This window comes from Deltaproteobacteria bacterium (genome assembly GCA_021737785.1).
Classification (GTDB): Bacteria; Desulfobacterota; DSM-4660; order Desulfatiglandales; family Desulfatiglandaceae; genus AUK324.
Genome location: JAIPDI010000024.1, coordinates 1 through 13,029, shown reverse-complemented (window position 1 = coordinate 13,029; position 13,029 = coordinate 1). Strand labels below are relative to the sequence as shown.

Sequence of the window (13,029 nt, the reverse complement as noted above, 5' to 3'; positions counted from 1 at the left end):
CTAAATTCCTAAATTATGCATTTACATGAGCCCGGGCATGCCGGGGATGTTCATTCCCTTGGTCAGTTTTCCCATCTCCTCGTTGGTCATGTCTCTTGCCCTGCTCAAGGCGTCATTCACGGCCGCGAGGATGAGGTCCTGCAGCATCTCCACATCATCCGGGTCCACTACCTCGGGGTCGATGGCAATGGAAAGTACCTCCTGCCTGCCGTTGGCCACAGCCGTAACCATTCCCCCGCCGGCTGACGCCTCCACGGTCCGTTGGTTCAACTCTTCTTGCAGTTCCGCCATTTTGCTCTGAAATTTCTGGGCCTGTTTCAGGAGTTGGCCCATGTTAGGCATTCCTTTCATCAACGGTTCCTCCTATATTATCTGTTTTGTCTGAATGCAGATTTTCTTCCATCATATGTCCGTCAAAGAGGTTCAGGACATCCTGAGCCGTCCTGGGGAGGGTGTCATCCTCCCTTTGCGGACCTTTGACGGCCTTCTTTTCGGGTGTTTGTTTTGGAGGGTGGGGGGATGAGCGGCCATGGGCGCTCAGGGTGATCTTCATCTCCCTGCCAAAAAATTCCCGGCAATGGGCCATGAGTTGGGTATACCGTTCCGGGTCGTCAAAGTAGCGTGAGGAAAAGGACTCTGTTTGCCCCTCAATTTCCAGGGCATCCGCGGTCAATTTCAATGGCCGCCAGTCTTTGAGAATGCTGTGTGCAGCCCTGCTCCGGGTCGCCATAAAAGCCAGAAACTCATCCCAGCCTCTCTGTGGACGCCCCCCCCCAGGGGGGCCCTTCCCCTGTTGAATAGGATCAGGGGGGGGTCTGTCAGGGGTTTCGAGCTTTTCAGACCGCCACCCTGCACCGGGATCTGAAAGCCGTTCAGGACCCGCCGGACCGGCGGTCTCGACGGCACTCGGTGCGGCCCCTGCCAGTCTTTGTTCCAGCGCGGCCATTCTCTTCAGGAGTGCTTCAAAAGAAAGGATATCGCCGAGGCTGCACAGTTTGACCATGGTGGTTTCCAAGACCAACCGGGGGTGAGAGGTGAATCTCAGGTCCTCCTCTCTGTTGATCAGAAAATTCAGGAGGAGATGGAGTTTTTCCTCCCCGGCCATTTCAGCCTGTTTCTTGATCTCGTCTTTATCGCCGTCGCTCACATCGATCAGGTCATTTTCAGGGGCTATCAGAAGAACCAGGAGATTCCTGAACTGCTGCATGAGGGCGCGATAGAATTCCTTAATATCATACCCGTAATTATATATTCTTTCCACGATATCGAGACACCGGTCCGGCGCCTTTTCAAGGATGGCCGCGGATGACTCCAGGATGATCTCCCGGTCAATGATCCCTAAAATGTCGGTGATATCCTTGTCCCGGACCGACTCGCCGCTGAATGAAATCACCTGATCCATCAGACTCTGGGCGTCCCGCATGCTCCCTTCGGCCTCTCGCGCGATGATGCCCAGACCTGAAACCGCGATATCAATCCCTTCATTCGATGCGATCTTTTTCAGGTGGGCGATGATGTCTGCCGCAGGGATCCGTTTAAAATCATATCTCTGGCACCGGGAAAGGATGGTGACGGGCACCTTGTGGGACTCGGTGGTGGCAAATATGAATTTCACATGGGGCGGCGGTTCTTCAAGGGTCTTGAGGAGGGCATTGAAGGCCGGAAGCGTCAGCATATGCACCTCATCGATGACATAGATCCGGTACTTGCTCGAGGACGGCATATACTTAATGCTTTCCCTGAGTTCCCTGATCTCGTCGATCCCCCGGTTGGATGCCCCGTCAATTTCCTGGACATCAACGGACGATCCGTTGGTGATTTCGATGCATGACCGGCACTGGTTGCAGGGGACCCCTGGTTCCCCCTGATTGCAATTGATGGCCTTGGCAAAAATCCGGGCGACCGAGGTCTTCCCCACACCCCTCGGTCCGCTGAAGAGATAGGCATGTGCCAGCCTCTCGGTCTTGATGGCATTCATCAGGGTCTGTGCAACATGTTCCTGACCAATGACGTCCTGAAACACCTGAGGACGCCATTTTCTGGCTAATACCTGGTAAGCCATGGTGTGGGGATTCTCCGGATTAAAGGGCCGCCCCCGCAGGAAACGGCCGGGTTACGGATGGCGAAGACATTCCTCGGATGGAGAGGGGATGGCAACAGCCATGGAAAAGGACAACTTTTTTGATGGCGGAGAGAGAGGGATTCGAACCCTCGGTACCGCTGTTGGCAGTACACGCGATTTCCAGTCGCGCTCCTTCGGCCAGCTCGGACATCTCTCCAATCTTCAGGCGTACTCAACTCTTTTAATAGGTCGTTTTTTAAAGAACTGTGGCGGAGAGGGTGGGATTCGAACCCACGTGCCCTGCTATTAACAAGGCAAATCGATTTCGAGTCGACCCCGTTACGACCACTTCGGTACCTCTCCGGAATTTATTGATATCAGATTCCCCGCCGGGCTTGGAAAAATCGTCGCATCAGCTCCTGACACGGTTCTCCCGTGATTCCGGACACAACCTCCAGTTTGTGATTGAGGCGGGCATCCCGGCTCAGGTCATACAGGGAACCTGCAGCGCCCGCTTTTGGGTCAAAGGCCCCGAACACAAGCCGGGCGATTCTCGCGTGGATGATCGCTCCCATGCACATGAAACACGGCTCGACAGTGACCGCGAGAATACATCCGTTGAGGCGGTAATTCCCCACCACGGCCCCTCCGTGCCTCAGCGCAAGGATCTCAGCGTGGGCCGTCGGATCTTTCAGGGCGATCGGCCGGTTATGGGCCCTGGCCAGAATCCTGCCGTCCGAACCGGCCAGCACAGCGCCCACAGGGACCTCCCCCTCTGAGAAGGCGCTTTCGGCCTCTTCAATGGCCAGTTTCATTAAATAATAAAGATCATCCGTCAATTTTCAATGCCTTTTACACTATTTCTCTCTTCTAAGTCAATATGATAAGGTGCCCGGAACAAAGATTTGTGGATTCAGGGGGTCAAAGATTCAAGGTTCAGAGGTTCGGATGTTCGGGAAAGGGGGCGGGAGCGGTAATCCGGCGGATCTCTCCGGAATTGCGCCGGACGTATTCATCAAGGGACGCTTTAACCGTCCTGACAAAGCAATAGAAGGTTTCGGTCTTCTCCCTTGTGGGATGCTTCAAGAGGTTCTTAAACATCTTTTCCCTCAGCCCTTTGGATATTTCTACCTGAACGCCCCGTCCGGAAAGACATCGATTGCAGATATTCCGTCGGCTCCTCCCTTGCAATGCCGGTTTCAGGCTTTCCTCCGCATGGAACCCTGCCCGGTTGAGTGCATCGATGATCCTCATTTTGACCTTGTGACTTCTGCCGCCGACGTAAATCCGTTCCTCCTGTCCACGGCAGCCGTGGATCGTTATGACCTTACGACACCTTTCCGCAATCCCGGCCCCAGGGAAGTCATCGAACCGGTCGCTTCTGATATGAAGCGCCCGGTTTCCCGACTTTTTTATTCCTTTGAATGCTGCGAAGGCGTGGTGATCCGCAGCGACCGCATCGGCGATATCCGCGGTGCCGGGCTCGATGCCCCCGCCGTGCGGGGCGATAACGGCGATTGAGGAGGAACCTTCCCGGGCCGATATCACGTAGTCAGCGCCTTCGGATTCATGCTGAGCCAGTTCCTTGTAGCTTTCGTATCCGGCCATGCCCTGAGGCGGCCAAACGGCCGCAACCAAAAAGGTATTGGTGTAAATCCCGGAAATTTTCCGGACGCCCGTGGGGGTCTCTGCCCAAGAGCTGCAATAAAATGCGGTCGTATGGTTCGGCGGCCGCCCCCGGGCTCCGGATAATGTTTACGAAAAGGCAGCAAGGACATACCGTCCCATGAAAGCCTGTACTTGGGGTTGGAACAGACTGTATTGTAAAGCCCTGCTGCCGTCCCCAGGAGCTGTATTCGGTTTTTGTCCCGCCTCCTGGGCGGGAGGCAGAGACCCCCACGGGCAAAGTTCTTCGCTCGTTGCAGAGAAGTTACAGATAAAGCGTCTAAGTCCCAGAAGGCCTTTGATTCCCGCTGCCGGGCCTGGGCAAAGGATAGCCTGGTGCCGGGGCCGAGAATCCACTGATCTTATCACCATTGAGAATAAATGGATAGGGACTTGTGCATGGAAACGGATCTGATTATAATCAGCTGACTGGACAGCAGATGTGGGGTTTCCGGACGCGGCATCCCCTCAGCCAAAAGCGGCATTGGGCAAAACCCATTTACCGGGCCTATCCGGGATCTTAACCGATAGGGGCGCCAACTTCCACGCCCTGTTGTCCCGCAAGGCGGGATTACAGATACAGCGTCTCATCCGGACATTTGATAGTCAATTCTTCTGAGGTTTGACCCATGGACAACGCCTTTTCGTCGGTGATTATAGAAAGCATGAGCGACGGGGTCCTGGTCCTTGATTTCCAGGGACATATCAGCCATATCAATCCCGCTGGTCTGGATCTCCTGGGTTTCGGCGCCGAAGACATCCAGGAACGTACCTATGCGCAGCTCTTCATGGACCAGGCCGAGAATGACGGGTTTAATGATATCCTGATTCGGGGCATTCAGGAGCGGGAGACCCGGCTGTACCGGGAGGTCCCCTTCAGGAGGCGGGACGGCCGGTTGCTCGACCTTGCTGTGACCACATCGTTTCTGCGCCTCGAATCCGGCAGATGGGAGACCCCGGGCATCGTGGTGGTATTTAAGGACATCACCCAATTCAAGGCATTGGATCGTGCGCGGCGCAGGGTCCTGGACCATCTGTCCCATGAGTTGAGGACCCCGCTCTCCATTGTCTCCAGCTCTTTGAGGAGTCTGGAAACCCCCGAGAACCAGAGAATTCTGGACCGGATCCGGCGGAATCTGAAGCGGCTTCAGGATATTCAGATGGATGTGGAGGACATCGTCAGAACAGAGGCACCGGATCAGGAAGACGGGCACAGGACCTGTGTGGAACAGACCGTTGATCTCCTCCAAGCCCTGGCAGAAGGAACCCCGGGGCATGCGGAGGCCCTTAATGCCGTCGAAGAAATTATTGAAGTCCACCTACCTCACAGGGACATCGATCTGCAGGCGTCGAGATTAAAGCCGGTTATTGAACGGGCGGCGGCCATGGTCCCGGCTCTCTCATCCCATAGGCATGTCCGGATGAACATCGAAATCAGGGAGGATCCCTATGCGCTGATGAATGTATCGGCAGTGGAGAAAGGCCTGATGACCCTGACCAAGAATGCCATTGAAAACACCCCTGACGGCGGAACCGTCACCATTTCCCTCGGGGCCTTACCCGACGGGGTTGAACTTGTGGTCCGGGATACCGGGGTCGGGATCACCGAGGAAAGTCAAAAGCAGATCTTTGGCGGCTTCTACCATGCCAGGGAGACGGATTACTATTCCACCAGAAGACCTTTTGACTTTGATGCAGGGGGGAAAGGCCTCGAACTCCTGAAACTCGGGATGTTCGCAGATGCGTACCGTTTCCATGTGGCGTGCGAGAGTTCCCGGTGCGTCCATCTATCGGGTGAAGATGCAACCTGCCCGGGGACCATATCCCAATGCCCTCATGTGGAGGACGACGCCGGGTGCGCAAGCGCCGGGGGCACCACATTTTCCCTCGTCTTTCCGATTGCCACGGATCCCGATCAAGTTTGAGGACCCCCTGGCGTGGGGATAGAATATTCGTTTTCAGTATCCGGTTTCACGTTCTCACGAGGCGCTGGTGGATATCTTCTTAAGGACAACGCTGCCGCTTTTCCTCCTCATCGGTCTCGGTTTCTTCTCCAGAAAAGCCGATCTGATGAAACAGGGGGATGAACGGACACTGAGTGCTTATGTCTACTTCTTTGCGCTTCCTTCCCTCTTCTTTATCAACCTGGCGGAAACCCGTTTTGACCGAATTATTGCCACCTTTGTAGGGGCCGGCATTATCCCCGTCCTCGTCATTTTCTCGCTGCTCACCCTCCTCTATTTTATCTTCCGCTTTTCAAAAGACACCTATTTTCTCCTTGTGCTGGGGTCTGTTTTCGGCTCCCATGCTTTTTTCGGTGTCCCCTTTGTCATGTTCGCCCTTCCAACAGCCCAGGGGGAGCAGCTGGCCACCCTTTCTTCCGGCACCATATCAATTGTCAGCGTTGTTATCTCGATTTCCGTGCTTGAACTGCATCAACTTTCCCGTGAAAAAAGACCATCGGTACTTGAGGCCGTCCGACATGTCGCCCGCCGTCTCACCAGGAATCCCCTTGTGATTTCAATTTTTTCGGGAGCGATTTTCTCTTATCTGAAGGTCCCCATTCCGGTTGCCGTCAGTAAACCCATCCATATGCTCGGGGGCACCACGGCAACCGTGGCGATTTTCATGCTCGGCGTCTTTTTTTACGGCCGTCAATACAAACAGCTCACTCAGGCCCTTGGGGTGTCTCTTCTGCGTATGATTGTCCTGCCGCTGATTGCGTTTGGGACCGTAAGGCTGCTGGGCCTTGAAACTCCGGAATCATCGGTGGTGGTCTTGATGAATGCCATGCCGATGGCCGTATCCATGGTCATTCTAAGTGAACGCTACCGGTTCCATCAGGAGCTGATCGCCTCGATTGTCCTGATCTCCTCTGTCCTGGCAGGCTTCTATCTCAATGGCTGGCTGGCGGTGCTGGGCCTTGAGTGATCCTTACCTTGTGTGATAGGGCGGGAAATGGCGGATGAAAACCACCTTGCCCGCTGCCCGTCGGTCACTCCATCGGCAAGGTTAGTACCTGGTCTTCTGTCATGAAAAACAAGAAAATGTGGCCATCCTTCCCCTGCACGCTTAGCCTTTTGTCATTCCGGCACGATTCCAGCCGGAATCCAGAAATACGGGGGACTGGATTCCGGCTGAGGGCATGCCGGAATGACGGGACAGCACACAGCCGTTTTGCCTGCGGTTATCAGTTTTAGTTTTAGATGAGAAGGGCTACCGGTGAAATTTTGGGTTGACAACCTTCGTCATCTGGGATATAGAAAAAATCCAGGAGAAAAAGAATGCGCGTCATGCACACACTAAAGAACTTTTTTTATTATTATTTTAGCCGGAGGGCCGGAATGCCTTAGTGTGTGTTTTCGCAAAAAATCATATGAAAAAAGGCGGAGCACATGCTCCGCCTTTTTTTTGACGGAAAAAAAATCCTGTTCACAGGAGTGAATGATGAGAAACAATTTGCCTCAGAGCATGATTTCCGATAATGAGGACGCTGCCCGGAAAGACCTGGGCCTCAACGAAAGGCTCGGGCTGATCAGTTTGATTGACGAAGGGATGCGAATGAAATCCGCTGAATCGCCCATTGTGGCGGACCTCTTCAACAATCTCTGGGACCTCGTCAATAAGACCGTTTCCGGGAGCAGGATCAACCGGCTCAAACCCGAAGATTCCAAGAATGGCTTTCGGGTGATCGAGGTCAATGCAGAGACCGGCGAAAATCTGGGTCGGCTGAACATGGTCTATCTTCGGAAACCGGTTCCCTGTTATTATCTGGTCTATGTCGAGGTGGGGGCGCCGTTCAGAAGAAAGGGTTTAGGCACACAGATACTGAAGCACTTCAAGAAGTTTCTGATCAGAAGGTCAGCGGTCGGGATCCTGGACAACATCATCCCCGAGGAAGACCCCACATATGATATTTACCTGAAACAATCGTGGAGACCGGCGGAAAGTATCATCGGGAACTCTGCCCTGGCAGACCGGCACTACTACATGATCTTTACGCCCCCGGGTCTGGAAGGAAAGGACCTGAAAGGACCGGTCCTGAAGCTGCTGCACCACCTGCGCCGAAAACAGACCTTTATCGACATGCGGGATAACCAGATCATGGTCCAACGCACCATCGAAGAATTCAAGGGCCTCCATTCGGCTTTGATGACCTATTTTGGAGACGAACTCAAGAGAGGGGAATCCACGCCCCTGATGCGGTTCATGTTCACCCGTTTCATAACCAAGTTCATCGCCTTCAGACGACGCATCGAGTCCCTGATCGGATATACCGGGGGCGATTCCCTGGAACAGATCACCCTGGCGCCTGAAGTCGCCCGAATGCAGGCACAGTCCTATGCGCCCTACGATCTGGGAAACGGTCCCAATCTTGTAGATGGGGATATGAAACTGTGGAACCGTCTTCCGGAGACCCTGAAAAGACATCCCGCGCGTTTCATCGAGGGGCTCCCCAATTACGAGAGACCCAGCTTTACAACCTGGCTGGAGGAGCAGAGAAACGCCTGCAATCATGTGTTGACTATCGGCAACCTCATGGATCTCGGGTTTGATCCCACCCGATTGAAGGAAATCGATGTTGACGGTCAACCATGCATCTTCGAACGAATTCAGGCAAAACAGCTCCCGGATCTGAAAAAAAAGGAGACGCTGTTGACAGAGATGGACGGGAAGATGCGCGGCCGGCGGATCCAGAATACTAGCTTCAATGTGAATCTTCCGCTGCTGACCATCCGGGACAGGGGGAATGCCTATGTCCTGCGTCGCAAGATCGCCGGAATTCACTGGGAGGAGGCGGTGGAACAGATCCAGGGGTCTCCCCGGTTGAGGACCCTGGATGCCTCTCTGAAGCTGCACCGGATGATTGCCGGCACTGTGAAGGAGGCCCGCCGGGCCGTGTCTGAGGAATTGAAGGTGGCAGAGGAGGTCCTGAATGACCTCCTGGCCTGCTTTGTTTCTTGGGACATCAAGACGAACCAGCCGCGGATCATGGTTGATTTCACTGACTCTTATCTGGCATCGATCTGGATGGCATAAATCAAGGATCTGCTGGGTGTGGCTGTTGCACCACGGGATATCCGGGTGCATCCGGCCACCCTGTGCCTGACAGGGATCGGATTTTTACAGAAGGCCATTTGATAGAGGATCGGATGTGCGGACCCAAGGGCTTTCAGCCGGTTGAGTTTGGCCCCGCTCTACCCAACTTACCGGTTTGGGATAGGACGCGGAGCCTCCCGAAAATGCGTTCCCACGCAGAGCGTGGGAACGAAGGTATCCAGTATCAAACATCCAGCATCAATCCAGGACAAACTCTTTCTCCTTGAGCTTGGCATGGGCAGCGGCCAGCCTGGCAATGGGGACCCTGGGGGGGGAGCAGGAGACATAACTCATGTGGATGTGATGACAGAACCGGATGGATTCCGGATGGCCCCCCTGTTCGCCGCAGATCCCGACCTTCAGATCGGGCCGTGTCTTGCGGGCCCATTCCATGGTGATCCTCATGAGCCTGCCCACGCCCTTGATATCCAGAACATCAAAGGGATTGTGCTGCAAGATCCCCCGTTCCTCATACAGGGGGAGGAACTTGTTTTCAGCATCTTCCCTGGAAAAAGAAAAGGTCGCCTGGGTCAGGTCGTTTGTCCCGAAAGAGATGAATTCAGCCAGTTCGGCGATCCTGCCTGCCCGCATGCAGGCCCTGACCACCTCCACCATGGTCCCGAATTTATAGGGGATCTTGATCCTGTATTTTTTCTCTACGTCGCTGTTAATCTGCGTCACGTAGCGGTGGACCCATTTCAACTCCTCCAATGTGCATACCTGCGGGATCATGATTTCCGGGGAGACCCGCCCCCCTTCCTGGATATGCTCGGCCGCGGCCTCGAGTATGGCCCTTATCTGCATGGCGTAAATCTCCGGATAGGTGATCCCGAGCCTCACCCCCCGATGACCCAGCATCGGATTGATCTCTGCCAAGGACCTCACCTTTTTGAGCATAATCTCTTTGGACTCGATCATGGGACCGGCCAGATGCCTGGCCTTGAGTTCTTCCAGTCCCTTAAGGATCACGTCCAGATTGGCTGCATAGCGGTCATTCAGCTCCGGATCCAACATCTTCAGGGTATCCGGCAGAAAGGTCATCCCGTCCACGGTCTGCTTCAACTCCCCAAGTTTATCGATCTCGTCTGACAGCTCTTCCGCAGAGGGGAGAAATTCGTGGATGGGAGGATCCAGAAGACGGATGGTGACGGGGTCGCCGTCCATGAGCCGGAAGATCTCCTTGAAATCCTCTTTCTGGAACGGGAGGAGGCGGTCCAGAGCGGCCTCTCTGTCTTTGGTGCTCTCTGCCAGGATCATCTGCTGGACCACAGGCAGCCTTTCCGGCTGATTGAACATCCTTTCCGTCCTGCAGAGCCCGATTCCCACAGCCCCGTATTTCTTGGCCTTGGAGACCGCCTCCGGGGTGTCTGCATTGGCCATCACCTGGAGTTCGCTGATTTCATCCGCCCATTCCAGCAGGACCAGGAGGTCTTCAACAAATTCCGGTTCGATGGTCGGCACCTTGTCCAGGTAGACGTTGCCGGTGGTCCCGTCAATGGTGATCATATCTCCTTCCCTGAGGGTTACCCCGGAGATGACCGCCTCTTTGCTGAGATCGTTGATGACAATGGCCTCGCATCCGGAGACGCACGGCTTTCCCATGCTTCTCGCCACCACGGCCGCGTGGGATGTCTTGCCTCCCCTGCTGGTGAGGATCCCCTGGGCGGCAAAGAATCCGTGAATATCATCGGGCTTGGTCTCCTCCCTTACGAGAATGACCTTTTCACCCAGTTTTGCCTTGCTTTCGGCCCTGTCCGCGTCAAAGACCATCTTGCCGGATGCGGCCCCCGGGGACGCCGGAAGACCCTGGGCCAAGACCTCGGCCTTGGCGTCCGGATCCAGTCGGGGATGGAGGAGCTGCTCCAGCATGTCCGGTTGGATCCTCAGGAGGGCCTCCACTTCAGAGATGAGGCCTTCGTTTACCATATCTACGGAGGTCTTGATAAAGGCCGCGACGTTCATCTTGGCGTTCCGGGTCTGCAGACAATAGAGCTTCCCTTTTTCAATGGTGAACTCGATATCCTGGACCTCGCGGTAATGATCCTCCAATGTGTGCCGCAGCTTCTCCAATTCCGGATAGACATTCGGCATGTCTCTTCTGAGTTCGCGGATGGGTTTGGGCGTGCGAATGCCGGCCACCACGTCCTCGCCCTGGGCATTGATCATGTACTCTCCGAAAAAGCGGTTCTCGCCCGTGGCCGGATCTCTGGTAAAGGCCACGCCGGTGGCGCTGTCATTTCCCATATTCCCGTAGACCATGGTGCAGATATTGACGGCAGTCCCGTTCGCCATTTCCTTGGTGATCTTGAATTCCTTCCGGTAATCCACCGCCCGTTTTCCCATCCACGATTTGAAGACCGATTCCACCGCCAGGTTCAGCTGCGTGTAGGGGTCCTGGGGAAAGGGGGTGCCTGTTTTTTCCTTGAAAAGGTCCAGGAATCTGGTACATGCCTTCTTGAGGGATCCGGCATCCAGTTGGACGTCTTCCCGGACGCCTTGTTCCTTCTTCAACTCATTGAAGATCTGGTTGAAGTCTTCATCCTTCATGTGGAACGTCACGGTGCCGAAGAGCTGTATCAGCCTTCGATAGAGGTCATAGACGAATCGCTCATCTTTGGTTAAACGGATAAAACCAGCCACCGTCTCGTCGTTGAGCCCGAGGTTTAAGATGGTGTCCATCATACCGGGCATGGACATGGCGGCCCCGGACCTGACCGATACCAGCAGGGGGTTTGCGGGATCGCCGAACCCTTTTCCGGTTTCTTTGTCCAAGCGGGTCATGGCGTCCTGTATCTGTTTGGCGACTTCGGGGTGAAGCCCTTCTTTACCCTTCTTTTGATCCAGATAGGCGAGACAGGCCTCAGTGGTAATCACAAAGCCCGGCGGCACCGGGAGTCCGATCTGCGTCATTTCGCATAGATTGGCGCCTTTTCCGCCAAGAAGTTTCTTGTTCTTGCCGTCGCCTTCAGTAAATGAGTATACATATTTTATAGGTTCCATTTACGCCCCTCCTTTTTTGTTTCTGATTCTCACATACTCAAACAGGTAGGCGAAGCCAAACAGGGCCACACCCAACCCGAGGACTTTTGTTGCCGACATACTCTCGAAGAACAGGCGGGAGATGACAAATGCGAATATGCCGGAAAGAATCAAGCGGATCACCACGATTCGAATTTTTTTCATTGAATGATACCTCATAAATCCGTGTGTGTCAGGAGTCGGCCATGACGTCACACAAACGCCCACGATCTATGTCGAGGGCTTCTTGAAAGGGAGGATCGTCCCTGGTTTATTCGATTCCTTTTTTGCGCCGGATTTCTCAGGCGGCGCTTTCTCCCTGGTGGGGGTTTTCTTGACCAGTTCCAACCGCATCGGCACTCCGCCCATGGTGAATGTCTCGCCCTCGATATACGAGGATCTGAGTATCCATGTGACGGGTTGGGCCGGGACACTAAGGAGCAACAGGGTAATGTGATACCAGTCTCTCTTGATATCCGGCTCGATATGCTCTACCCGTGCATAAACGGTTGGTTGTTCCTGACGGTAAATCAGGACAACATCTCCTTCAGTTGCCATAGGATCTCTTTTTCCAAGGATGGTGAATCTTGTAGGAGCCCAGGGTTTTTACTCGCTGTCCTTCAGAACAGCGCCCGGATCGGTCCGCAGCTTCTCCAGTTTTGATTCAAAGCCGCTCCCCAGGTCCACCCCCATTTGCTGCGCACGTTTTTTGGCCTGGAGTCCGATGTTCCTACTGTCCTTATAGAAACTGTCGCTGAGGCGGGACCCAGGATCGTAGCTGTCCAAACGATCCCTCTCGGACTGGTGATAGGCGACCCTGGAAATTAAACGATCCAGCTTACGACTGCCGCAGGTCGGACAGGCAAGTTCCTCTTCATCGACCGCGCTCATGATCAGCGTCTGAAACTCACTCTTGCAGCGTCCGCAAGCATATTCATAGATCGGCATGGCCGGTTTCCTCCGTCAATGGAATTTATTCGTCCCCAGGGGGTATGCCTGATTTATAACAGATATGTCGGAGTTAGACAATCCTTCTTGTTTATTCCTGGAATTCCGATATAAGGATTGAACGAGAAACTGGGTTATCAAGAGAAAGCCCCGCTACTTTGTCAGGGATTCTGAGTTATGGTCTGAGCCGTGTATTTGGCATAGACCTGTTCTCGGGTGATATTGAGTTCCTTTGC

Annotated in this window: 11 protein-coding genes and 2 tRNA genes; 3 read left to right on the top strand and 10 right to left on the bottom strand. The window is 54.3% G+C overall.

Annotated elements, in window-relative coordinates:
- Window positions 1-21 precede the first annotated feature (21 nt).
- From K9N21_12900 to K9N21_12875, 6 genes are all read right to left on the bottom strand, one after another.
- On the bottom strand, window positions 22-351 hold the full coding sequence (locus K9N21_12900; GenBank protein MCF8144806.1) for a YbaB/EbfC family nucleoid-associated protein: 330 nt from the start codon (window positions 349-351) through the stop codon (window positions 22-24).
- Window positions 335-2,062 (bottom strand): DNA polymerase III subunit gamma/tau, encoded by a 1,728-nt coding sequence (dnaX, locus tag K9N21_12895; protein ID MCF8144805.1) that lies wholly within the window; start codon window positions 2,060-2,062, stop codon window positions 335-337. Before dnaX ends, K9N21_12900 begins: the two co-directional genes overlap by 17 nt.
- Before the next feature lie 123 nt (window positions 2,063-2,185).
- Window positions 2,186-2,279: transfer RNA gene (locus K9N21_12890), tRNA-Ser, on the bottom strand.
- 50 nt (window positions 2,280-2,329) lie between these two features.
- Window positions 2,330-2,425, bottom strand: a tRNA-Ser gene (locus K9N21_12885).
- Between the two features lie 14 nt (window positions 2,426-2,439).
- Entirely contained in the window at window positions 2,440-2,877 is a 438-nt protein-coding gene (gene tadA / locus K9N21_12880) for a tRNA adenosine(34) deaminase TadA (protein ID MCF8144804.1), read from the bottom strand.
- 121 nt (window positions 2,878-2,998) lie between these two features.
- On the bottom strand, window positions 2,999-3,670 hold the full coding sequence (locus K9N21_12875) for a poly-gamma-glutamate hydrolase family protein (protein MCF8144803.1): 672 nt from the start codon (window positions 3,668-3,670) through the stop codon (window positions 2,999-3,001).
- Window positions 3,671-4,356: 686 nt separating this feature from the next.
- Here K9N21_12875 and K9N21_12870 point away from each other — a divergent pair.
- The 3 genes from K9N21_12870 to K9N21_12860 all read left to right on the top strand — a co-directional run bounded on the left by K9N21_12870 (window position 4,357) and on the right by K9N21_12860 (window position 8,767).
- A complete protein-coding gene (locus K9N21_12870; GenBank protein MCF8144802.1) occupies window positions 4,357-5,652 on the top strand; it encodes a PAS domain S-box protein in 1,296 nt (431 codons plus the stop codon).
- A gap of 67 nt (window positions 5,653-5,719) precedes the next feature.
- On the top strand, window positions 5,720-6,658 hold the full coding sequence (locus tag K9N21_12865) for an AEC family transporter (GenBank protein ID MCF8144801.1): 939 nt from the start codon (window positions 5,720-5,722) through the stop codon (window positions 6,656-6,658).
- Window positions 6,659-7,171: 513 nt separating this feature from the next.
- Window positions 7,172-8,767: a GNAT family N-acetyltransferase gene (locus K9N21_12860; GenBank protein ID MCF8144800.1), complete on the top strand. Its 1,596-nt coding sequence runs from the start codon at window positions 7,172-7,174 to the stop codon at window positions 8,765-8,767.
- Window positions 8,768-9,025: 258 nt separating this feature from the next.
- Here K9N21_12860 and ppdK read toward each other — a convergent pair whose 3' ends face one another.
- The 4 genes from ppdK to K9N21_12840 form a co-directional block, all read right to left on the bottom strand.
- Window positions 9,026-11,827: a pyruvate, phosphate dikinase gene (ppdK, locus tag K9N21_12855; GenBank protein MCF8144799.1), complete on the bottom strand. Its 2,802-nt coding sequence runs from the start codon at window positions 11,825-11,827 to the stop codon at window positions 9,026-9,028.
- Complete coding sequence (locus tag K9N21_12850; protein MCF8144798.1) at window positions 11,828-12,010, bottom strand: hypothetical protein; 183 nt, start codon at window positions 12,008-12,010, stop codon at window positions 11,828-11,830.
- Between the two features lie 66 nt (window positions 12,011-12,076).
- Window positions 12,077-12,403 carry a hypothetical protein gene (locus K9N21_12845; protein ID MCF8144797.1) on the bottom strand — a complete coding sequence of 109 codons (327 nt, stop codon included), beginning with the start codon at window positions 12,401-12,403 and terminating at the stop codon, window positions 12,077-12,079.
- 48 nt (window positions 12,404-12,451) lie between these two features.
- Entirely contained in the window at window positions 12,452-12,793 is a 342-nt protein-coding gene (locus tag K9N21_12840) for a zinc ribbon domain-containing protein (GenBank protein MCF8144796.1), read from the bottom strand.
- Window positions 12,794-13,029: the final 236 nt, after the last annotated feature.